Here is a 24,224-nt window from a genome sequence, read left to right as displayed (position 1 = left end):
CGTTTCTAAGGCTCGTTTGGCATATAGGGGGACATTTTTGTCCCCCCTAAAATCATTCATTTTTCGAAAACGACCACTTTTGCAGTGCCCTCTATTCTAGAATCGCACCAGTTTTTCTGGAATAAACCAGAAGCTCATATTAGCTGATATCTTGAATTAATATGAAAATAACACCTAGCTCAAAAACAACATAAAACAAATTAATTTTAAAGATTTTAATGACTTTTTATATTGTTTATTATGTTTTTTTACCAACATTTTTAAAAAATTTACAAAAATCGACTCATATATTTACATTCCCTCCCTACAATTGACATGTCAGATTATTATAAATTGGAGGGAAAATGAATGAAATCTAACCAGTTTAAAAAAGTAGTCGTGGGAACTTCATTAACCTTGGCGATGTCACTTTCTGTAACAAGTACAGATATCCCATTTACTGTTTTATCCAACAGTAGTATGTCATCCGTTGTATTTGCTAGTGAAGGAACCATTCTTGACATTAATTTTGACAACAATGTAGTCGATAGCTCTTCAAGTGCTATAACCCCTCAGATCAAAGGCAATCCTGGTTATGTTCAAGGACGAATTGGGCAAGCAATTAATTTTACATCAAAAGGACAATATGTAGACCTGGGCCATCGTGACGATTTACGTTTTGGAGAGACCACAGATTTTTCTGTTGCCTTCTGGATTAAACCAGAAAATATTCAAGGAGACCCTTCTATTATTTCAAATAAGAGTTGGAATTCTGGAAGCAACACAGGTTGGAATTTAGCGTTGAACAGTTCAAAACAACTTGATTGGAACTTCAAGACATCTGGAAGCGGACGAAAAGATTATCATATGGCGAATGTAGCTGACAATCAATGGCATCACATTGTTGTTACGCATGATCGTGATGGAAGTGCCCGCTTTTATAAAGATGGTAGCTTAGTGCATTCTATTGATATTTCTGGAATGAAAGGAACTCTTGATACCTCCTATACGACGAAAATCGGACAAGATGGTACAGGTAATTATGGTTCCACTCTTACTGCCGCAGTGGATGATTTTAAAATCTATCGAAATGTTTTGAGCGAATCGGAAGTCCGTGCCATGTATGATAGTGCACCTCCACTTCAACCGACACCAGTAGAATCAATTTCTTTGGATCAAACTGAACTCAATCTGAAGGCAGGAGCACCGATGCCACTGACAGCAACGGTTTCTCCATCAGATGCAACGGTAAAGGATGTGGAATGGATTTCTAGTGATGAAACAGTAGCGAAAATCGAAATAATTAATAACCGTCCTACAATCATCGCAGTGAAGGCGGGCGAAGCAACGATTGCGGCCAAAACGGTGGATGGTGGCAAAACAGCTACAGCTAACGTACATGTATCCAACTCCATTGACGTGTCGGGAGATGGGTTGTTAACGAAGGATGATCTAAAACTCGTCCTAAAAAACCAAAATAGTCATGAAGGTGACAACCGTTGGGAACGTGCTCATAAAGCTGATATTAACAATGATAAAAAAGTGAATCGTACTGATGTGAACTTGGTAAAAGAGAAGCTTGCTCCTTACAAGAATGATTTCCTTTATAAACGAGTTGTATTTATCGGAATTGATGGAGCCGGAAATGGAGTAAAAGATCCACAAGCTAATGCAGTCAATATACAGAAGATCATGAGTGAAGGTGCTGGAACATATGAAGCCAAAGCAATGCTGCCGACGATTAGTGGGCAAAACTGGGGATCCATGCTCCATGGAGTTGTCCCTTCAAAACATGGTCTGAATAACGGAAATGTAGGTAATCCCTACCCTGAAAAAAATCCTTATCCATCTTATATGAAATTGCTGAAACAAGAGCGTCCTATGCTTAACCAAGCTTCCTTTACTACATGGTCACCGATCAACAAAGGAATCATTGAAGATTCTGCAGGTGCTTATAAAGTAAATGGTGGTAACGATAATAATACGACACAAAAAACGGTGAACTATATCAAAGCAGAAGGTAAAAACAGTCGTAATATTTTTGTTCATTTGGATGAAGTGGATGGTGCAGGTCACAACTATGGATATGGCAGCCGAAAATGGTATGAGGCATTACAAAAAGCGGATCAGCATGTGGGGCAAATTGTCCAAGCATTAGAAGAAGAAGGACTGATGAAGGATACTCTAATGATCATCACAACGGATCATGGCGGGAAAGGTTATGGTCATGGTGGTTCCTCCCCAGAAGAACAGACCATTTTCTGGACTGCTAAAGGAAAGTCTATTAAGCCTGGCACCGTATTGTCTGATGTAGAAAATATAGATACTGCTGCCGTCGTTGCTCATGCGCTACGTCTAGATATCCCAGAAAATTGGGATGCACAACTCCCTGCAGAACTATTTCAAAAATAAGTAAAGTTAAAAAAGCAGATACATTTTTCATCATTAAGAAAAATGTATCTGTATTCATTAATTCTCCTTTTATACCCTTTCATAAAGACCGATTTCAAGATAATCTTAAAAGACATTATTAATGTTCTTCAGTTTTTGCCCCGTTTGTTGAAGATGACTTTATATAACAGACCCATTTTTTATTTAAAAATATTCGATGGTCTTGTTTTTGAAACCTGATTAGTAGGCTCTGAAATGTGATACCAAATTCTCATATTACCACTTTTAATAAATGGCAACTTTTTTCCTTTGTATCTAACTTCTTTAACCTTTGAGTCGACAATGCCATAACTTATTTGTTTTTCCTTACCTAAAACAAGTGCTCCAGAACCATTTGGTTTCAATTGATTTCCACCCATACGAACAATTCGCCACCCAAGAATTGACCTATGCATTGGTGCAGCGTAAAGCATATAACCATCCTCTAGATACGGCTTAATAGCTAATGTATAAGCGTCATTATCATCATAAACTGTATCAATATAATCTATTGGTCTAAGTTGTTTTTGCGTGTCAAAAACCCGCTTTGTTGAAGAATGTATATAGTAATAACGACCAACATAAAAGACTACAAGTATTAAAATCACTGCTGATATTAATCGCTTCTTATTTTTAATTTTACCTCTCCCCCTGCTATCTATTTCTTATTCCACTATCCTGCCCGTTAAACCAATATCTTCAACAAACAAGCGTTAATCCTTCTTAGATCAACGCTTCCTTTAATGGAATAAATCGCTAGGTAATCTTATTCTTTTCTGAAGCAACATTCTCATTAAAATTATCTTAAATAGATTTATCTCTTCATAAAAGAAAAGCAACGGAATTCAATCCCATTGCTTTCATATTATTCAACTTTTATTTCATCATTTTCACTTTTTTTGTCAGCACGTTCTTGCCAACCACTTTTTTAAAGGAACTTATCTCTTCTGACGAATTGAAATAGCGTTTCGGTAAAACAACGGCTTTGTTTTTCGAGATATAGAGAAGAAATAGCTCCTTGTGTTCGTGTGCAGATATAATATTTCCCCATTCAAAATAAGCATTGGACCTTCCATTTTTTTGATGGATACCCTCATCGCTGATCCTATACGTAATTTGGTTTTTTATCAATTGGTCACTTTTATACTCTTTACGAACACGCATCTGCATCAAGAACATTAAAATCAAGGTGAACACCCCTGATAGGATGAAGGAAAGTACCAAAGTGAAAACAACTGAAAACCAATCTTCAAACATAGAATCCCTAAACAAGAAAAGGAAAAGCACTACCACGAACAAAAAATAGCCCCATACCAATTTTCTTGTATGGTAACGAAAATATTTTTTGAACTCCTTATAGTTCAACGTTCCTGATATCAAAATTTCTTTGTTTTCATCCATTAAATTATCCCCCTATTCCCCTTTATTTAAGAATGTCTCTCTATTGTCACTATTACTTATTCTAGCATGAAATTCCTTTTTAAATTAACGGTAGAGTCAGGAATTCTCATTTAGACTATAAGGAAATCCCCCAATAAAAAAATCGATTCCTGAATGTTATAGGAATCGACTTTTGTTATTTTGTCTTGTTCAAGTAAAATATCCTTTATTTGAACAAGGAAATTAGTTACTTTACTCTTTAATTGGCACTTTAAAAATTATTGCCAATACGATTAAATAGTCAAAGAAGGATTCAATCCCTCTAATTATTTTCAACATAAATAATATCGTATACTCTATCGACATAACCTGATTGTTCTTTTTGGTCTAATGGTTTAACTTCGGTGATTTCCTTCTCTTCCTCATGGAACTGTTTCAGAACAGTATTTATTTCCTCACTTTCAACTGCCAAACTTACCTGTACCAAACCTTGTTCCTTTGATTCAGCTTGAACAACTGGATTCGTTCCTGCCCTTGACATACTGACAATAACCCTACGGAAATTATTATTACACCCATCTTCTTCAATTTCAAATTCCCCTAATTAACTTGCTAATTAAGTTATTTTTATCATTAAAAGTATATCATCTCTTATTCAATAATCCTGCCGGTTAGCCGAAGATGCTAACGATTGCTGACGTATCCGTAGAGGCGGCTGATGTTCAGCAAACACCCCTTTAGCTGAAGATTAACAAGTGAATCTAGCATTCAATTAACGCGTGGTAATCGAGTAATTCTCTGTCAATTTCTACTAGGATTTACAAATGGTGCCTCACCACTTTTATATTCTTCTTTTGTAGAAAATACTTCAGTACCTTTTGTTAGCTTACTTGCATAAAAGTTCCCGAACCACAAAGTAACAGTTGCCCGATCTTCCGTACTACCAGGTTATTTGAGCAAAAAGCCAAGAAGCATAAATGACACAGTTTCGTTGTACTGTGCAATAACAATAAAACAAAAATAAGCGAAGGTCTCTATATTTTCCAAAAAGTCATTTATATATTATTTATCTTATAAAATTAGAATAACCAATATACAGCCTACTCGAATAAGTTATCGAAGTCATAATAATATAGTATTGTTTACTAAAATATTATCATTTACAAGGTGACATCCCTTTAATTCTTTACATTAAAGATTTTTCTCTAGATCATTAAATAATTTAAATACCATCACTCGTTCACCTGTACGAGAGCTTATATCAGTATGAAAACTTTTCACTTCTTCTCCCGTAATAGTTAATATAATACGATTAAGATCTTCTATACCTGATTCAACTAATTCCGAACGAGTTTTCTTTATAGATAACATGCCCTCTTTTGTTTTACAAACGGTATATTCAGCTGGTGTTAAAATACCTTTTAGATTTACAATAATCATATCTCTTAATATATCTGTCTTAACTGATACAGACCCTCGCCCAAGAAAGTCCTTTTCCCATTGGGTAATTGCCATACTTATCTCAGATTCATAAGAACCTTTAGATATTTTCATTTATACTACATCTCCTATCAAACCAAAAAATTGGTTTACTCCATATGCTTTTTAAGTCTTTATGACGATTTTCATCCGAAATGACAAGTGATGATCAGGTTAGGTTTGACACTGCTTTATTAGTAGGAACCTCCACAATTGAGAATTTTCCATCATTATTATTTACAATTAAACCTCGCACTTTAAAATGTGACGGAACTAATGGATGAGAACGAATGATATCAACACTTTTTTCGATATTGTCACAACCATTTTCTTTTCCATTTAGCCATTCATCGACCGTACCACATGAAAATTCAGGCCTACTATTTTGAAAAAGATAATCCAATGTTTGCATTTTGTTTTTCATTGATTCAAGTTGAGTTAGTACATTAACTGTGGCAGTCCTCTTATCTTTTGTTCCTACTACAAAAATCTCCTCAACATTTTCCTGATAAATAGCAATGATAATAGACCTCATTATATCTCCGTAAGGATGTGAGATTATGGTGCCATAGCTTTGTATAGTCAGGATGTTTTCAGCTCGAATATTCGTTACTTCTTGTAAAATAGGCTCCAACCCGTTTTCCATGTCCGTTAAAAATAGTGCTTTTTTATTTTTATCTAAATTCATATAATACACCCCTTCTTTATGTTTATAAATTGTTATTTAAGTAGCAAATAGTTGATAGCAGTTACCAATTTTCCCAACGTCCATCTGGATCGACACTAGCAAGTCGAACCCATCCATTTTGAACTTTTCCTCGAAATACTGAATCATTATTTAATAACCGTTTTACATATTCGCTAGGTGCTTGGATGACAATCAGCAAACGAAGAGGAGAATGATAAACCTCGTGATCTGATTGCATGACGGATTGCCAAGGTAGTCCAGCTAACAAGTCACTTGCATTCCCCTGCATAACACCAAGACCTGCTGTAACAGTTTGAGTTGCTTTATTTCCACTACCATAATAGTGAGGTGCGACCGTTGAAGCGTAATATTGAAGATTAATCCATTGGGTCACCGTTCCTGGTCCTGCAATGATGTTAGCTAGGAGATCACCACTTTCATCCTGATTCCAATCATAATTATGAAGGAAGACTCTACCTTCCAAGTCACAATCCTGAGTTAGTTCACGTTGGCCGATAATAAAAGCGGCATTACGAGCTAACCCCCATTCAGGACGTATCTCACTCCAATCTTCCGCAAATCGATGTGCCTCAGCCTTAGGATTTTTAAGTTCCTTTTTGAAATTCGGTAATTGGGCTAGACGTTCTGCATTTGCATTATGGCTCACTTTCGGCATAACAGCTTCGATACGGTCAAATGCTTCCTGTGCAGCTTCAGAAAGTTCAGGAACATAAATCCAATGTAATTCATCCACTGTTGTTTTATGCTCAGCGGCTACGAAAACGGTGTCCTCAGGAATTTCAATTCCTTCAGAAGAAAGTTCCTCTCTTACCTCTGGAAGGTTGCATAAAGAAGCTAAGACCCTAGCGTTGAATCCACCTGCCGCTCCACCGCACGCACCACATTCAAGAGCTGCAGCATAAGGATTATTGGTACTTTTACTACCATGCCCGCATATTACGATTAATGGTGCGAATTTCTTTGTTAACCCCATCATTTTCAAAGTTTGGCGGGCATAGTTCACTTTTTCTTCGTCAGAAAAACCGACAGGTATCTCCGCTTCTGTACGATGAACATGATTAAGCGAGAGCGTTGTATTAGGTTTGCGTAACCAAATCTCACGAAGGTTACGAATAAAACGATCTGTTCTTCTTGGCACAAAGCTGCGTGATACCATTTGGAGACTAAGCCAAGGTCCACTTAGCTCAGGTAAAAGTAAGCTTGCAAGTACATTCTGTTTCATCGTTTTAAATGTATAGCTTAAGGAAGTAACTGCCTGCTTACGTTGTTGATATAATTTGAGTTCATTTTCATCAGTAGTCTCTTTAATTTTATGTTGAGGCTTTAGTATAACCGGCAAGGAAGAATGGCTATGATTACTACCAAGTTCACTAGTTGCAATCGGTAATCCAAAGAAACCAGCAATTCCAATCGTTTCAAACGGACCTTCTTTTTCAAGTTGACGACGAAAAGGTTCTGATCGTACATCAATGCAGAATGCAAATTGAGCTAGTGCAGATTTTTTGTCGATGATCTCACGTTGTTTAGAGATAATCTTCTGACTTAATCGATTGGTGTGTGTTTGTTCCCAAGCTTCTAACCAAAGTTTCCTGCGAAGCTTCTCATCAAAGCTGTAGGCAAATGATAAATATCTGTTTTGTACAGCGGCAGACATCTGTGACCATTCCTCGATTGTAAGGTCCCCCCAATGGATCCAAGATGCTAAAAGGGGAGCAATCGAAACTTTTTTCTCAGGTCGTTGATTGGTCAAATGTAGATACGGCTTTAATAGAGCCCACTCCATGGAAATTCGAACTGCTAAATATTCTGTTAAGAGTGAATGTTCATGGCTTGATTGTCGGGAGCGCCAAAGCATCATTCCTGCCCACCCAGGTAAGGAAAGCAAATGACCTTCAAGATAGGTCTGTATTTCTGAATTAGGGATTTCTAGTGCGAATAACGCTTCTTTTAAAGCCATATGTGCCTCTTTTGGCCAACCTTTTAATCTTTTACGCTGAATTTTATTAAGTGCCGGATCATGTTGAATGAGACGATGCCACGCACGATAGAAACCTTCATCACGGTTTGGCATTGTCCAACCTGCCTGTGAGTCATCAAGATATAATTTACACCACTTGATGACATGATGATCGAGAATATTGTCTAACCTTTCACCATCTTCGTTCTCTATATTCGAACTTATTGGTTGGATTAAAAAATTCTCGATACGATCCGTATTCAGTCCACTAAATTCATCTGCCAATTTCTTCAGTTTAAGTGATGATAAAAGGTTAGAAGGTAATGGATCTAATTTTAGTGCAGCATGACAAAATCGCTCTGCCACGTCCCGTGGGATATTAAAGGAATGTGAATCAAGCCAACGCTTTAGACCTATTTTCACAAAAGCTTCATCAATCTCACCTTTACTCTTTGCCGAAAGGATCATAGAAGCACTAGGGTAGATATCAATATCACGAGTATGATTTAACCAACCTGCAACCTGTTCAAAAGATTGCTTTTCAAGTCCCATCCACGGATTACGTGCTGCAAATGCAGAAATTGGCCAAAGCGGTGCAATCACTCGACTAGCAGATTCAATTAAAACGTTAATATCACTTTCTTGATGATTAATATTTGTATCTTTCTTTTTTACATTTTCTGTCATTAATCCAGAAGTTCCGCTCATCACCGATTACCTCCTTGAGATAAATATTGTTTAAGGTAGTTTGGATGACTTTCTACTGACTTTGGTTTTGCTTCACCTAATCGTACTAACCAAAGATAAAGTACTGCGAAGGAAACAGAAGAACGATTACGAGCAACCCACGTACCTATCGCACTACCAAGTAATAAGAGACATACGACAATGATGACAACTGACATTGGAGGTTGAACACTTTGAAAAACGGTTGTACTCAACCACTCATAGAAGAGGTTATGAATGATAAAATAAACAATCGCAGCTCCTCCTAAAAATGATAAGCCAGCAATTCGACCAATTCTCCCCTCTCCAAAAGCTACGAGCTGTGTCCAAGAAACGGACAATGACCATCCTAAGATTAGGGCACTAATCAATTGATACCCCTCCCCAGGAGCCATGAGCCAAAAAGCAACTCCTACAACTAAGGCTAAAATCCGACCAGCCATGAGCCATAAGTAGGATGACCTTTCATTAACGCGAGTCGGTACTTCGAAACGACGTACTGCCGAACCAGCCTGTAAAAACAGCGTAGCTTTGAACAAACCATGTAAGATAAGATGAATAATGGCTGCAATATACGCTCCTAATGCACACTGAATGAGCATAAACCCCATTTGTCCAATCGTGGAGCCTACTAGCTGACGTTTATAGTCGACCTGAACTAAACTAATACCAGATCCAATCAATACAGAAATGCTTGCTAGCATAAGTAGAATAATCGAAGCTATATCACCATTAAATAGAGGTGAAAATCGAGCTAGCATAATCCCACCTGCATTTACTAAACCTGCGTGCATAATCGCTGAAACAGGAGTCGGAGCAACTACAGACTCAATTAACCACCTTTGGAAAGGCCATTGGGCCGCAGGAATTATCACTGCTAATACAATCAATAAATTAATCCCTGTTCTCTCCCATACTCCAAGTTGAGCTAAACTTTCATTTGTTAGACCTAATGATAACTGCCATTGACCTGTGACTTGAAAAAGCCAAATCATCGCGAATAATAATGAAAACCAACTTAATATAAATAATCGACCAGAAACCTTAGCTGCTTCACTTGCTACTTTCCATGTACTGTTTAACCTTATCAGTAAGAATAAACCGAAGAGAGTAGCTCCCCAAGATATGACCATTAAACGGAGATCAGCACTTAAACATGTAACTGAAGCAACACCTGTAGTGAAAGTAAAAAGCGTAAAATACTTTCGATAAGAACGATCTCCCATTAAATAACGTACAGAAAAACGCTGAATGATTAATCCAATTGTAAGAACAAAGAAGACCATTAACCAAGCTAAGGAATCTAGGTACCAAGGACCATCACCTCCATTCACACTGTTATTAGTGAGAGCCAATAAGGAAACTAGAGATGGTAAAGCCACGATACCGATATGAATACGTACAAAACTTAATGGTATCCGTGGATGTAAAAACAAAAGACCACTAAGTCCAGAAATAACAAGAATAATAAAAAATAATAATAACCATGATGATGAACTCAAAGAACCTAACACAAAACATTCTCCCTTCTAAACGGCGTTAACACATAAAAAATTACTTTTAGAAAAGGTCATATATCTTTCTAAAAAGTCATACATTTCATTTGCTCCATTACGATTTTTTGAATACATTTGTATTTACTCAAAAAAAAAACCGACAACCTCAAAACTTCAATGATGATTTAAAATCATTGAGCCTTGAAAATTGTCGGTTTTACTTCAACTAACTTCAACAAAGTTTTTTGAAGAACTACCTTTTTATAGGTCATATTACTTTATGTTATAACTTCCTTCTAAAGAAAGCATCGGTATAACTTTAATTTAGTCCCTTGATTATGAAATAAATAAATCGATTTATGTTACTCTTCCCCTTTATATTAGGGTACTTTTTCATCCAGTCAATATTAAATATTAAAAGAATGCTAAAGGTCTAATTATTTTAAAAGGCGAAAATATACATCTGCCGATTATTAAGTTAAGTATAAGATAAGCTAAATTTTAAAAATTGTCAACAAGAAAAACCCCATATACTATTTCAATGGAATTCATCTTAGATGTTGGAATACGGAGAATGAAGTATCAATTCCCTCTTTTATAAACAACCTATTTGATAACTATCGTTTTAGCTTAATACATTCCTTTACAAACTCATCAAAAAAAGTTGTTTGTTGCGCAATAAGAGTCTACTCTGTAATAATGTGTTGTTCCATTAACGGGCCCATTTGTTGAATAATAAGATTAAAAGATTTTGAGTATGAGTGTTTCAAGAAAAGAAATATGGAATAAGAACAACACCCCATCATTTTATGATGGGGTGTTGTTCTTATTCCATTAAAGGCCCTATAACGGAATACTACAGATTTCATCTTTAAAATTCATCTATACTTGAGGAGCTAACCGCAGTTAAGAACGATGTTGGAGCTTGATTAAACTGTAGTTTATCAAAATCTAACTTTGGCATATACTTATCCAAAATAGGTAAACTTTCTTCTAACTCATTTTTTTATTTCCAATTACAGGATCAGTTAATAGTTTAAAACCTACATCAGAGTATAATTTTATTGCTCGATATCCAGAGGGATGAGTATGCAAGAACACTGGGTATTCTTCGTGTGGCAGGGATCTCATAACATGGGACAGTAACGCTCAACCGACCCCTTTCCCTTCATATTCTTTTACCACTTCAAACCATTGTATCGTCCATATTTGATTATAGGAATTCCATAAAAAGCAAGTTCCAATGGGTCTATCATCTTCAATACACGCAAATAAACAGCGTTTGTAAAAAAGATTACCTTTAGGAAGGTAGACCTGATTAAAGAACTCAGTCAGTCAATTATCATTTTATAAGGCTTGTTCAATAATATAGCCCTTTTGTGAATAAAAAAAATTTAAAAGTATGTACAGTTTTAGGCTGAACAAAGAAATACTAAAATTCCATCTCTTGAACGATGGGGGTTGTTCTTATTATATCACCAGATTCTGGAATCAGATCTCATATTAGCTATTATTATACATAGTCTTCATCTACTATTAACAGAAATATAAATATCCACCTGAGCATTTTGTGGAACTTTAGATGATCTTTCATCATATACTTCAAAATCAGTTGTAAAAGCTCTTTCTTTTTAACTTCATTAGGACTCTTTGTCTAATCATCTTCAATACTAAACCCAAAGTATTTAAAATCGAATCATCAATATCAAATATTCCTTTCTTTCATATGAATTAATTTAATGTAAATTTTTCAAACAGCCAGAGTGAACTAATCTACACTGGCTGTTTTAATAATTCATTTTCTGCATGTTTAGTGTTAATATTACGAATTTCCACACATTATTGGATTGAAGTTTATTCCACTTTTAGCTGTCCCATCATACCGTTGTCTTCATGTTCAAGAATATGACAATGGAACATATACACGCCCTTATGCTTAAATTGTATAGCTATTTTTACCCTCTCACCTGGTTGTATGGAAATACTGTCTTTCCATCCTCGTTCATTTTCCGGTGGCTCTTCTCCATCTCTTGAGAGTATTTTAAATTGCGTTCCGTGAATGTGGAATGGATGAATCATTCCACCCATCATGTCCGGCTTATTGTAAATTTCCCATACTTCAGTGACCCCTTGCTGTTGTGTGAAATCAATTCTTTCCGGATCAAATTTTTTTCCATTTATCGTTACCTGGTCCTTCATCCCAAAGAGTTCCACCTTCTTTGTAACTGGCAAGTCCTTCTCTTCTTCTGTTATTGAAAAATTATTCATCTCTCCCGGAATCTTATTAATCTCTCCGCTTTGATCAGAAACCTCAAATGGTAATAGGATAGATTCATCCTCATTTATTAACGCCAAGTCATTTGCTGTATTAAGCTGAGAAAAATCAACAACTATTTCCGCTCTTTCGGATGGGGTCAGTGTAATTTCTTTCAGTGTCACCGGTTCATTCAAGAAGCCGCCATCCGTTGAAATTTGAACAAAAGAATCCCCGGTATTCAATTTAAAAGTGTAATTCCTCGCATTAGATCCATTTAATAAACGAAGACGTACTTTCTCTTTATTTACAGTCAACTTGGGATTCAGTGTCCCATTGATCAATAACGTATCGCCGATTGTTCCGTCATCATTCATTGCAGCGTTGTAATTCAATTGCTTCTTATCATCAAAATTTCTATCTTGAAAAATCAAGGGAATATCATTCTTCCCATAATCATTTGGCAATCCCAGATTTTTCGAATTGTCATCCTCGATATAAATCAATCCTGCAAGTCCATTATATACCTGTTCAGCAGTTATGCCTTCAGGATGGGGATGGAACCATAAAGTTGACGCCTCTTGTGCCACTTTAAATTCAATCACCTTTTCTTCTCCCGGTTTTAGAGTATTATGCGGCCCACCATCCGCATCTGCCGATACTTCAAGCCCATGCCAATGAAATGTTGTATTCTCTTCAAGCTCATTTATCGTTCTAATTTTCACCATATCACCTTTTTCAAGACGAAGCACCGGTCCTAAAAATGCCCCGTTGTATCCATACGTTTTCGTTTCAGTACCATCAAATATTTCTGTTTTCCCTTTTTGTGCTCGAACAGTGTAAACGATTCCTTTTTCATTATCGCGTTCAAGCATGGCAGGAATTTCTAATTCATTTTCCCCTGTTGAGTCGTTTAAACTTACCATTTCATCATGACTCCTGTGGCCATTCTCCGTCGTGTTCTGATCAATTTCTTCCATATCTTTATTAATAGTAGAATGGTCCATTTCTTCGTCAGGTTTTGAATTGTTACTACTGCAACCACTGATAACCAATAGACTAATCATCATTGCGGTAGTCTTCATTTTTATTCCTATCATTTTGTTTCCCTCTCTTTTCCTGAGTGTTTTTTTAAGTGTAATAAAAAAATATGAAGAAAATATGCATTTTACTGGAAAATTTTTAATTACTTAAATGAAGAATAGTCAGGAAACCGCATTTACAACGATAAGGAAACCTCATATTAAAAGCCCAATTTTTCGGTATCAAAATGAGAAATTGGGCTCTACTTCGTTCCTCCATTAATTGACCCATTTGAATTAAATAATAAGTTTAAAAGATTTTGAGCTTGTCGTGTTTCTATCCAAGCAGAGAAATAAGGAAGATTAAATACCCCATCAAATTTATGATGGGGTGTTATTCTTATTCCATTTAAGCGCCCGATTGTGGAATAGGGATAGAACTCAAATTAGCTGGTATAAGGATGTAATTGAGGCGGTGCATCTTTAGAGCCTTTACTCATGGTTTTATTCGGTCAAATCATCTCACAATATCATATTTAACATGTACAACGCCTGTACCTTCAAGTACTTCAGTTGATTTCAATGTTACTGTATCTTGTCCAATGTGATCAAACAAGCGTACGCCCTTACCGAGCAAGACAGGGGCGATATGTAAATCGAATACATCTAACAAACCAACTTGTATACATTGTTGTGCGACACTTGCGGTGCCAATGCTTACATCCTTAGCACCATCTGCTTGCTTCGCTTGTTTTACAGCTTGTTCAATCCCGTCTGTTATAAAAGTAAATGGCGTAGTACCTTCAGAGTGGTCGTCAGGGATACTGTTAGTAAGTACAAATACAGGGACATTTTTTAACGGGTGACTGCCGCCTCAGCCATTAACGATGTCGTAAGTACGTCTGCCAACGATCATAGCGCCTGTTTTTTCAGCTGCTAAATCGAAAACTTTTCGGTCAATTTGTGAAAGTTTGAAAAATGTATTGACCTTACTTGTTCTATCTCCAGAAAACATCCTAGCATGCAGGAAACCCAAACCGTGTGTTTATATTTGCTTCTACATCAAAAATAACATTCCCAGGTTCTGGTGTTTCTGTGATGGCTGCTAGTGAAGAAAACATTACTTTTATTAAAAAACAACTTGCTATTCAAACAATCGGTCCAGACAAGATTAATCAACTGCGTCACGTTCGCTTTTTTAAAGACTTAGAAAATATAACACTCCATATGAAAAAGCATGCTCAATTTATTAAACCTAAGTTTGATATGGTATTAAACGTACTAAATTCTCAATTAGGTGATTATGAAATCACATCATGGAGCAAACCAAACGGTGGTTATTTTATTAGTTTAAATACTTTGGATGGTTGTGCTACGGAAGTTGTTAAGCTTGCATCACAACTAGGCGTTACTTTTACTAAAGCAGGTGCTGCATTCCCATACGGTAAAGATCCTAGAGATCGAAACATTCGAATTGCTCCTACTTTTCCAACTCTAAAAGAATTAAAAACAGCTATAGAAGTATTATGTTTATGTATAAAACTAGTGAGTATTAATAAGGTACTACACGAGAAGTAATTTTAAGACCTTATCTGGTTTGATCCAATTAAGGTCTTTTTCCATACCTGCAACTTTATTTTCATGAAGAATAAGAAAATGGATTGCTGTCTATTAATGTTCAATTCTTTCGCCCTATAATTGAAGACTGTAATCCAAGAAAAAGTTTTTTCTTCTTGGGAAAATTGATACTCATTCTGCTGCAACAACAGCCATTATAGAGATACTCCATATAATCATGACAAATGACAACGTTAACCAAAATGTATTAATTTGTAGTCTTCTCATCATTTTTTATCTTTTTCATAATCGAAATAAGGTTAAGACAAAAAACTTATCGGCATTAATTAATACCCAATATAAACAGAGGCTGCCATCAATTAAATCTCCTCCTACCATTAATGGGCTGTTTAATTAGGGACACCTTCTTATTCAAGTAGTGCGTCCTTTTGATGGAAGACTAAACACATAAAAAGGAGGCATCTATAGAGAGGCTTAGTTTTCTATAGATGCCTGTGAATATACATCTTTATTGTATAATTGCTCTTCGAGGTTAATACATTTTTTTCCACCAACTATTTCCGGTCCTTTGTCGTGATGGGTTCAAGGTACATTGTTAGAAAAAGACTTATAAGTACTTATCGCTAATCACTTTCAAATGGTGTAACTCGTGCCCGACAATGCCATATGCAATGGTCCCTATCGAAACCGGGCTATTCATTACAGTTCCACTACGATCCCATGCTGCATCATCAATGGTTGAAATAAGACTTAACGTGTTGGAGCGTACCGTGTCTAAACCAGCTAGTAGCTGCTCCCAGGATAATTTGTTGAAGTTTGCCGCAGAAACGTATTGATCCTGATCCATTGCTGGGAGTGGCGCACTTTCATTTCGCGCAATGGCAAGCATTCGATACGACATCACACGTTCCGCGTCGGCCATATGCCCAATCACTTCTTTTAAAGTCCATTTCCCTGGTGCGTACGCCTTCCTTGCTGACTCCTCTGATATGCTGCTCAAGAAGGTAATGGTCTTAGTTCGTTGCTTACTAAGTATTTCTTCAATATCCCCATCTGGCACAAGACTAACATACCTATCATTCTCTGGATTTTCAATAGATAATGGTCGTGGACGCACAAGAATCCTCCTCATCGGAATAGTTATTTATGCTTTGGCGGGTGTGGGACTGTCGCCATGCATTTTTAGCTCAATAACAATTATTTCAAATTTCCAAAAATTCTACAAGGCGTTACTCCATTAATGCCCGTTTGTTCTTATTCTATTGAAACGCCCTATAATTGAGGGAACAAGGTAATCACTAGCTGTTTTGACAATAAAAAATCCACTCTCCTGAAGGAACTGGATAAGTAAATGAAGGTGTCCAGCACCATAAAGAAGAAAAATTCTTTCCTCCTGTGAATTTACTAATTCTACTAAGTTTTTATAGATGACCATATTACGATAGTACCAATACTGAGCAGTCCACATAGCCCCAACTGGATTCTCTTCATTACCAATTAATGCGAGTTTCATATAGGATTCCTGTGTGGATTTAATGTTTTCAGGGTCATTTAACCAAAGTAGATATTCTCTTATCGTATGGTTTTGAAGAAAGTTCTCAACCTTTTTTGTCCTTTGTTCTTCTTTTGTGGCAACTTCTTCAAATATTTCAGAATTGTTTTCTTTTGCCCAAGACCCAACATTTGGAACACCCTCTATTTTATAGTTCCAATCTACCGCAAATATTTCTTCAAGATTCATCTTACTTGCTAGTTGAAAACCAAATTGATGACGTTCATTTGTCGTCAATGGAAAATCTCCGTTACGAAAAGACCTATATTCTTGATTTAAATGATTTTGATTTTCTTTTAATACTTCTAGAGCCACCTTTGTTGGACGGAACTCTTTTAAACAATCTACTACATTATTTATTTCTCTTTGCCTTTTATCAGAAAGGATACCCTCTACGTTCGGGATAAACATATCACCATTAACTGGATTGTCTAAATGATGGGTTCCTAGAATAAATATTGTTGATTTACCGTTGATACCAAGCCACTCCTTCACTCAAGACGATACATTATTCATTTTTACCTAATCTTTTATATACTCCGACTCCAAGATAAAAAGGAGACCAATTCCCTATATAGAAAAGGGAATAGTTAACTTTCTTTTACTTTTCGTTCCCAATAACAAAATTCCAGGCAACATTGCTATAAAAGTTCCTTCAAACCCATTATACTCCCACCACATACCCCCCCTTTAGTTCATCATGATGTTCAGCAAGACTGCCCTATTACTTAATACCAATTATTTCAAAGCCAAGAGTTCAACTCAATCTTTTTTCCGTCAAAAAACGCTTACCTTATTCAGATAAGCACCGATTACTTCCACAATCAGCCCTATTCATAAAGAAAGATCGCTTTTCTTACTCCGGAATTATTATTTACTACCATACGAAGAAGGAGTGTCCATTAGATTAGTAGAAAATATATACTAAAGGCTTTCATTCCTTATATCTTTATGAAAAATTAGGAGGTAATCATGGGGAGATTAATTCATTTCGAAATTCACGTCGATGACATGGACCGTGCTAAAACGTTTTATGGAGAAGTATTTGGGTGGACATTTGAAGATTGGAGCGGATATGCTGGAATGCCTTATTTTGGGGCAGTGACTGGCGGTGAAGAGGAGCCTGGAATAAACGGGGCTTTAATGAAACGTCAAAGTCCTCCTCCAGAACCAAACCAGCCTTTAAATGGCTATGCATGTACAATGGGAGTAGAAGATTACGATGCTATTGAAGCAAAAATTCTTGATAATGGCGGCGTGGTAGCATTGCCAAAATACGCTCTGCCTGGCATGGCTTGGCAAGGGTACTATAAGGATCCAGAAGGAAATATCTTTGGCATTCATCAACCAGATGTAAATGCAAAATAGAATGCATCCTTAATAGAAAAGGCACTTTTATCGTGCCTTTTCTATTTTCATCATTTTTTACTATTCTATGGAGGCTTCCCGCTTAACGATGTTGATCGATTAAAATAGGATTACCATCTGGATCTTCTATTGAAATAAATAGGGTTAGTTCAAAATTCCTTCCCGTTCTGCATAATCGTAGTCAAGCAAAGTCCCATCTATATTAAAGAAAATCATTTTATCCTCCACTTTTGAATCGTATTTATCCAATCCTATAAATGAATAATAGCAATTTGCCCCTTTTGATTAAGTACAATCCAGAGAAGGCTTTATGAAACGATCGAATAAATACAAGTGTCAGTTAGTTTGGTCCCGTCTGCGGATAAGTCATCATTCCTCAATGTTCCTTCTAACTCAAATCCAAGCCTTTCAGGTATACATCGACTTTTCAAATTTGTTGATTCGCACCTAATTTCAATTCTATTAAATTTAATATGATTTAGCCCCAGGTTTGTTAATTCCTTCACTGCTTCTGTCATATATCCCTTGCTACCAAACTTTGTGTTGACCCAATATCCAATTTCACATTTTGGTATGTCCCAATCTATCCCCTGAAGACTCGTTGTTCCAATAAAATCATCGGTACCTTTATGAAAGATAAGAAAACGAAAGCTTTCTCTTTTTAAAAAATTTATATGAGCATTTCTCAAGTTAATCTCTGTTTCTTCAACAGAAGGTTGTTCTTGTGCGAAGGGTAACCACGCTTTTAATTCATTAAAGGAATCTCTAATTGCTTGGTTTACCATATTCCCGTCTCCAGTTTGAAGTGGTGCACGAAGAATCAGTCTCTCTGTTTCTAATTTTAACGGAACATCTAATAACAAAGGATTCATTTAACTACCCCTCTCTAAATATAAAAATTAATTTCTAATGAAAAGTTTGCAATAAAAAACTCTCACCTCCAAGAAATCATTCTTGAGGACGAGAGTTATCACTTCGCGGTACCACCTCAGTTTGTTAATATGTCACCATACCAACCTCTTCAGGTACTTTCATACCCTATCTTTATATCGGAAGAACCCGTCTTACGATCCCTAAATGATAAGTAGATTGGTAAGAAGCTCCGAGGCTTTATTCATTAAGACGAATAGTACTCCTTTTCAGCAGATAGGAGCTCTCTGTAAAGATCCATTTCTTAACTACTCTTCTCTTCAATGCATATAATATAGAATTTTCTAAAAATTATATCTGTTATTCTTGGATTTGTCAAAAAATTCCTCACTAAGTAAACCTGTATCGTTAATGAAAGAATAAAACTTCACAGTGAAATATCCGTATAATATTTAAGTTCGATCTACAACAATTTGGCCCTAAGAGCGCGTTTCTTACTCCGGAAATGCGCCATTTAGAAGAAGACTCGATTTCAAGATAAGCTTACAAGACATTAATAATGGTCTTCCGTTATTGCCCACCGATTACGGAATATGAGCCTTTTTATTTTTAGAGATACTTTTATAAATCCAGTATCCAACAGCAGCTCCAATAGTATTTAATATCATATCATCTATATCAAATACTCCAAGGTTCGTTACTCTTTGTAAAACCTCTATAAACATACTGACTGAAAGAGATATTAAAACGACCGTTCTATTACTTTTTATATTAAAAAAAGCAGATGGAAGTAAGAAACCTAAAGGAATAAATAAAAAAACAACTCCAAAAGTATTGTACAGCCAAGTATCGAGGTTATAATGATTAAAATTGAACAAGTAAGTTCGAATTGTATCAAAAGGTATATAATTATGATGAACATCACTTAAGTTGAAAATAAATCTAGGGGCATCATAACTTATCCCCAAGTCGCTTACGATTAAGAAGAAGCCATTCGGTTCTCCCATTCTTCTTCTAAAATAGCATAGGAATATTCATCCCACCATTGATCACCACGAGGGATGCATTTTTTAAAATAACCTTCTCTTCTCATTCCAATCTTTTCCATAACACGATAAGAAGGAATGTTTTCTGGCTGGCATGTAGCTACAATTCTATGTATCTTTAGATCATCAAAACCATATTTTAATAATGCAGATGCAGCTTCCGAAGCGTAACCCTTATTGTAATATTCAGGGTTAAATACCCACCCTATTTCATAAGAATGCTCTCCAAAATATTTGAAGAACTCTACATGCCCGATTAAAATATCTTCATCAGCTAGTATTACGGGGAATTTTTCAGCTGAATCACCCATATTTCCCTTTACAAACTCCTTTGTTTCTTCTTTTGTTAATACACCTTCTGGCATATATTTCATCACACTCTTTTTGGAAGTATACTCATGTACTTCTTCCCAATCATCCAATTCAAAATTACGTATAATTAATCTTTCTGTTCTTATGTACATATTTTCCCCCCCTTTAAAAATTTCAAATTCGTAAAAAGAACGCCCTTTTGTTGAGTAATATCCTTTACCACTTAAAATAGAATTTCTCCCATAATATATAGAAGAATATCTTAGTTTCCTACAAGGGAATTTATTAGTTATTATCAAACAAAGTGTTTTTTGTTGACAAAATTTTTTATTTATGCTATAATTTACATTTAACATTTTTCTGTGTATAATAAGATTCTCCTGGCCAGGGGGATCTTATTTTTGTCATATGGGAGGATTTATGTATGAAGAAAAATGAATCAAGTTTAACTTCCTTAATATCAGCCTTTGGTCGAGCATACCACAGTAAATATGATACACCCCAAATTTTTGATGATTTTATTGCAAGAGATTTAATTACCCAAAAAGAATGTTTAGATATTCGTGAGAACATGATTAAAGGAATTCAATTCTTTAATAAAGAAATTGCCAAGAAGTTTGAAGATCATCCAGATGAAATTTTAAAATGGATTACACAAGTCCAACTTTCTCCAACTCCTTTAGCACGTGCTGCCTATTGCGAAAATATATTATTTCATGAAATGTCGCTAGGCGTGAAACAGTATGTCATTCTAGGAGCTGGCTTAGATACCTTTTGTTTCCGACATCCAGAATTAAACGACAGCTTAGAAATATTTGAAGTAGATTATCCAGCCACACAAGACTTTAAAAAGACAAGGTTAGCAAATGCTCATTATCAAATTCCGGATAATCTTCATTTTGTTTCAATGGATTTCACCAAAGAATTTACTCTTCAAAATCTTGTTGAAGAATGTTTTATGCCTAACAGAAAAACTTTTTTTAGTTTTTTAGGTGTTTCTTATTATTTAACAAAAGAGGAAAATGCCAACTTGATTACTAAATTATTTACCAAAGTTCCATCTGGAAGTTCTATCGTTTTTGATTATGCAGACGACAAACTCTTTGAAGAAAAAGGAATGTCTAACCGAGTTCAAAATATGGTTCAAATGGCTTCAGCTAGTGGTGAGCCTATGAAATCATGTTTTACTTATGATGAAATGGAGAAAATGTTAGAAAAGTCAGGTTACTCATTTATGAACATTTATCCCCTGTTACGATTAATAATCAATTCTTTCGAAATCGTACTGACTACTTATCTGCATTCGAAACGATTCATTACATCCATGCTGTAAAAAAATAATATTTCGGTTAATAACCGACTTACCTCTCAATCTTCCCTAAGATTGGGAGGTTGTACTTATTTTTATCTAAGATTTATCTATTTAATTTTCCTTACTATAAAGTTCTTCCACATATAGCCGCTTCGTGAAGGCTTGATTTCAAGATACTCTTAAAAGATAATAATGGTCTTCCGCTATTGCCCCGTTTTAGGAAGATGAAAATATTCAATATCACTTGTATATTTTACTGGTAATAACTCTATTACATTACACTTTACCTAATTTATCATTATAAATGATTACATCTGTATTTTTCCCATAATCACTAATTAACTCCCGACACATACCACAGGGAGCAACCACCCAACCCTCTTATTTATCATGAACAAATCTACTGCAATCTGTTAACAACACTATTTCTTATAACATAAAAAAAGAAACCTAAATGAGGGTACTGCAAAAGTACAATTTATTACTAGTGAAAAGTGGTAAATGAAAAACGAGCCTCCAGTAATCGATCCGGTTTTCTAGCCATTTAATTATGGTGATGGTGATGATGTTCATATCCATGTTCTTTCGCATATTTACGGAAATTTTCTAAGTCTTGCATTCCTGTTGAAGTCCCGTTTAAGGCTTGATTCATACGTTCTAACAGGACCATTCTTAACTTTGGATGGTAGCCAAAATATTCAGCAATCTCTATGGATAGATGAGGATAAGTCTCTTTAAACTGTTCGGCCATTTTATTCATTCTTTCCATTAGAATTCCTGTAAATAAGAAATACGGCAGCATGATGATTTTTTTGGCACCTAGTTTCATACAGCGCTCCATCCCATCCTGCACAGTTGGCGTCGTTACCCCCATAAAGGCGCTTTCAACGATGGATACATTTAACTTTTCCCATAACAATCTGCTAATCTTATAAAAATCAGCATTGGCATATGGATCGCTGCCGCCCCGTCCAATTAATAAAATCGCCGTATCCTCATGCTTTTGATCCATATCAAAGCCTGTTTCTGTAAGTCTTGTTTTTAAAATTTCAAATACTTCCTCATGCACCCCTATCGTCTGGCCATAGGTAAATTGAACATCGGGGAAATGCTCTTTGGCATGTTCAATTTCTGCTGGAATGTGCAGCTTTGAGTGTCCTGCATGTAATAAGATGATGGGAATGACATGGATTTCATCCGCACCTTTTTCCACACAGAGCTGAATGCCATCTTCAATAGTTGGTGAGGCAAATTCTAAAAAACACGTTTCCACCAAAAGGGCTGGATCAATGTATTCTCTCATTTGACCGACAAATTGGCGGACTTCTATATTCCCTTCCTCCATCCTGCTGCCATGCCCGACAAATAATATAGCTTTTTTCATTGGTCCCTTTCCTTTCTTATATTTATCGATTCCTTTAATACGGTTATCCCGGCGTTTGCGTTCACCGTGTTCCATAGAATAAATGACAGCATCCTCTTTAACAGCTTCATGAACGATGTCACGTGCCGTTTCTTCTTGCTGAACCGAATACCAGGTCCCTTTTGGGTAATCAATGACGACACATTTATCTTTACAACGGCCGTTACAGCGTGTACGCGAGGTATGAATATGCTCATCCAAACGGTTTTTTCGGATTTCCTTACGAATTTGCTGTGTGACTTCTTCTGCTCCTGCTCCCATACAGGTTGCCCCATTACAAATGAGCAGGTGACGCTGCATTTGCTCTAAATTCCAGGTTGTCATAAGTTGGCCTCCCTCTCATACTATTAAAAAGCATCCGGATAGAAGCCTTTTGCTAAGATTTCAATGGCTTCTGCTGCACGAACACCTTCCGATGCTGCTGATAAAGGTAAAATGACAAAACGTTCGTTTTGTACAGCAGGTGTTTGGCTTAATGCTGGATCCTTTTTTAAGAACTCCATTTTTTGTTCCGCTGTTGTTGAACCATAATCAATCACAACAATCACTTCTGGCTGACGTTCTACGGCATCTTCCTTTGAAACGGTCGCCCAGTTTCCTTTCACATCCCCAAAGACATTGTTGCCGCCAGCCATTGTCACCAGTGTATTCATAAAGTTTTGTGCGGCAGTGAACACATCCGTTTGGCCGCTATCGAAAACTAAAACATCCAGCGGCTCTGTTACTTCCGGCAAATGAGAGGTAATTCCTTCAACATCTTGACTTATTTGGTCAATCAATTTTTCACCGCGGTCTTCCACCCGGAAAATTGTTGCTATATTGCGAATATCTGTATAAACATCTTCTAGTGTTGGTGCAACTTTAACGGATGAGGATTGTAAATAGCTATTAATTCCCAACTCCTTCAACTCTTCACGTGTTGCAATATTTTTCTCATTGAAGGCACTTTCCCACCCGCCATATAGAAAGTCTGCTTCCACTGAGATGACTTGCTCTTTTGATGGATATTGTTCAGCCAATACTGGTACCTGGTCGTAGGCTTCCTGTAAAGGCTCATAGATTTCATTATCCAAGAATGCTGTGCCCACCATTGAATCTTCTAAACCAAGTGCTAACATGATTTCTGTCACATGTTGATTTAATGAAATCGCACGTTTTGGTGCTTCTTCGTATTCAATAACAAACCCTTCATTTTCTATAACCATTTTTTTAGTCTGCTCATTTTTTATCTCTGATGTGTTCGCTTCTTCACCAGAGCATGCTCCTAATAATAGTAATACCATTAAGAACAGAGAAGTCCCAATTCTTACATTTTTCATATTCCTATATCC

The 24,224-nt window shown here is 36.2% G+C and carries 17 protein-coding genes, 3 pseudogenes and 1 other annotated feature; of the genes and pseudogenes, 4 read left to right on the top strand and 16 right to left on the bottom strand.

Annotated features, from left to right (window positions below; genetic code table 11):
* Nucleotides 1-348: 348 nt before the first annotated feature.
* Nucleotides 349-2,391 carry a LamG-like jellyroll fold domain-containing protein gene (locus tag JOC86_RS20495; RefSeq protein WP_205174817.1) on the top strand — a complete coding sequence of 681 codons (2,043 nt, stop codon included), beginning with the start codon at nt 349-351 and terminating at the stop codon, nt 2,389-2,391.
* A 179-nt stretch (nt 2,392-2,570) separates the two neighbouring features.
* Here the strand turns inward: JOC86_RS20495 and JOC86_RS20490 are convergent, their stop codons facing one another.
* The 9 genes and pseudogenes from JOC86_RS20490 to JOC86_RS25365 form a co-directional block, all read right to left on the bottom strand.
* Entirely contained in the window at nt 2,571-3,017 is a 447-nt protein-coding gene (locus JOC86_RS20490; protein ID WP_205174816.1) for a hypothetical protein, read from the bottom strand.
* A gap of 268 nt (nt 3,018-3,285) precedes the next feature.
* On the bottom strand, nt 3,286-3,810 hold the full coding sequence (locus tag JOC86_RS20485) for a YcxB family protein (RefSeq protein ID WP_205174815.1): 525 nt from the start codon (nt 3,808-3,810) through the stop codon (nt 3,286-3,288).
* Nucleotides 3,811-4,111: 301 nt separating this feature from the next.
* The gene (locus JOC86_RS20480) at nt 4,112-4,330 is read right to left on the bottom strand and encodes a hypothetical protein (RefSeq protein ID WP_205174814.1); all 219 of its coding nucleotides are present in this window, start codon (nt 4,328-4,330) and stop codon (nt 4,112-4,114) included.
* Nucleotides 4,331-4,980: 650 nt separating this feature from the next.
* Nucleotides 4,981-5,343, bottom strand: coding sequence for a Na-translocating system protein MpsC family protein (locus JOC86_RS20475; protein WP_205174813.1), 363 nt, complete (start codon nt 5,341-5,343; stop codon nt 4,981-4,983).
* 51 nt (nt 5,344-5,394) lie between these two features.
* A pseudogene (locus JOC86_RS20470) lies at nt 5,395-5,956 on the bottom strand (carbonic anhydrase).
* A 61-nt stretch (nt 5,957-6,017) separates the two neighbouring features.
* Nucleotides 6,018-8,642, bottom strand: a complete 2,625-nt coding sequence (locus tag JOC86_RS20465; RefSeq protein WP_205174812.1) for a DUF2309 domain-containing protein — start codon at nt 8,640-8,642, stop codon at nt 6,018-6,020.
* Nucleotides 8,642-10,174, bottom strand: a complete 1,533-nt coding sequence (locus JOC86_RS20460; RefSeq protein WP_205174811.1) for an NADH dehydrogenase subunit 5 — start codon at nt 10,172-10,174, stop codon at nt 8,642-8,644. The genes JOC86_RS20465 and JOC86_RS20460 overlap by 1 nt, the downstream gene beginning before the upstream one ends.
* A gap of 1,836 nt (nt 10,175-12,010) precedes the next feature.
* On the bottom strand, nt 12,011-13,501 hold the full coding sequence (locus tag JOC86_RS20455) for a multicopper oxidase family protein (protein WP_419096139.1): 1,491 nt from the start codon (nt 13,499-13,501) through the stop codon (nt 12,011-12,013).
* A 448-nt stretch (nt 13,502-13,949) separates the two neighbouring features.
* Entirely contained in the window at nt 13,950-14,201 is a 252-nt protein-coding gene (locus JOC86_RS25365) for a dihydrofolate reductase family protein (RefSeq protein WP_419096138.1), read from the bottom strand.
* 254 nt (nt 14,202-14,455) lie between these two features.
* Between JOC86_RS25365 and JOC86_RS20445 the strand changes: the two are divergent.
* Nucleotides 14,456-15,010, top strand: a pseudogene (locus JOC86_RS20445) (PLP-dependent aminotransferase family protein); the annotation flags it as partial.
* Nucleotides 15,011-15,617: 607 nt separating this feature from the next.
* Here JOC86_RS20445 and JOC86_RS20440 read toward each other — a convergent pair.
* Entirely contained in the window at nt 15,618-16,127 is a 510-nt protein-coding gene (locus tag JOC86_RS20440) for a DinB family protein (protein WP_205174809.1), read from the bottom strand.
* A gap of 120 nt (nt 16,128-16,247) precedes the next feature.
* A complete protein-coding gene (locus JOC86_RS20435) occupies nt 16,248-17,057 on the bottom strand; it encodes a DUF5694 domain-containing protein (protein ID WP_205174808.1) in 810 nt (269 codons plus the stop codon).
* A 477-nt stretch (nt 17,058-17,534) separates the two neighbouring features.
* On the opposite strand from JOC86_RS20435, the gene JOC86_RS20430 reads away from it, so the two are divergent.
* Nucleotides 17,535-17,930: a VOC family protein gene (locus tag JOC86_RS20430; protein WP_205174807.1), complete on the top strand. Its 396-nt coding sequence runs from the start codon at nt 17,535-17,537 to the stop codon at nt 17,928-17,930.
* Nucleotides 17,931-18,238: 308 nt separating this feature from the next.
* Here the strand turns inward: JOC86_RS20430 and JOC86_RS20425 are convergent, their stop codons facing one another.
* The 3 genes from JOC86_RS20425 to JOC86_RS20415 form a co-directional block, all read right to left on the bottom strand.
* Complete coding sequence (locus tag JOC86_RS20425) at nt 18,239-18,802, bottom strand: GNAT family N-acetyltransferase (RefSeq protein WP_205174806.1); 564 nt, start codon at nt 18,800-18,802, stop codon at nt 18,239-18,241.
* An 81-nt stretch (nt 18,803-18,883) separates the two neighbouring features.
* Nucleotides 18,884-19,133, bottom strand: a binding site (T-box leader).
* A gap of 251 nt (nt 19,134-19,384) precedes the next feature.
* Nucleotides 19,385-19,807, bottom strand: a complete 423-nt coding sequence (locus tag JOC86_RS20420) for a VanZ family protein (RefSeq protein ID WP_205174805.1) — start codon at nt 19,805-19,807, stop codon at nt 19,385-19,387.
* Nucleotides 19,780-20,310, bottom strand: coding sequence for a GNAT family N-acetyltransferase (locus JOC86_RS20415; RefSeq protein WP_205174978.1), 531 nt, complete (start codon nt 20,308-20,310; stop codon nt 19,780-19,782). The genes JOC86_RS20420 and JOC86_RS20415 overlap by 28 nt, the downstream gene beginning before the upstream one ends.
* Before the next feature lie 272 nt (nt 20,311-20,582).
* On the opposite strand from JOC86_RS20415, the pseudogene JOC86_RS20410 reads away from it, so the two are divergent.
* A pseudogene (locus JOC86_RS20410) lies at nt 20,583-21,499 on the top strand (class I SAM-dependent methyltransferase).
* A gap of 515 nt (nt 21,500-22,014) precedes the next feature.
* On the opposite strand, the gene JOC86_RS20405 reads toward JOC86_RS20410, so the two are convergent.
* Entirely contained in the window at nt 22,015-23,217 is a 1,203-nt protein-coding gene (locus JOC86_RS20405) for a CbiX/SirB N-terminal domain-containing protein (RefSeq protein ID WP_205174804.1), read from the bottom strand.
* A gap of 23 nt (nt 23,218-23,240) precedes the next feature.
* Nucleotides 23,241-24,212, bottom strand: coding sequence for an ABC transporter substrate-binding protein (locus JOC86_RS20400; RefSeq protein ID WP_205174803.1), 972 nt, complete (start codon nt 24,210-24,212; stop codon nt 23,241-23,243).
* Nucleotides 24,213-24,224 lie beyond the last annotated feature (12 nt).

The organism is Rossellomorea pakistanensis (genome assembly GCF_016908495.1).
Taxonomy (GTDB): Bacteria; Bacillota; Bacilli; order Bacillales; family Bacillaceae_B; genus Rossellomorea; species Rossellomorea pakistanensis.
The sequence above is the reverse complement of the archived record's forward strand: the minus strand, read 5'-3'. Positions and strand labels throughout refer to the sequence as shown.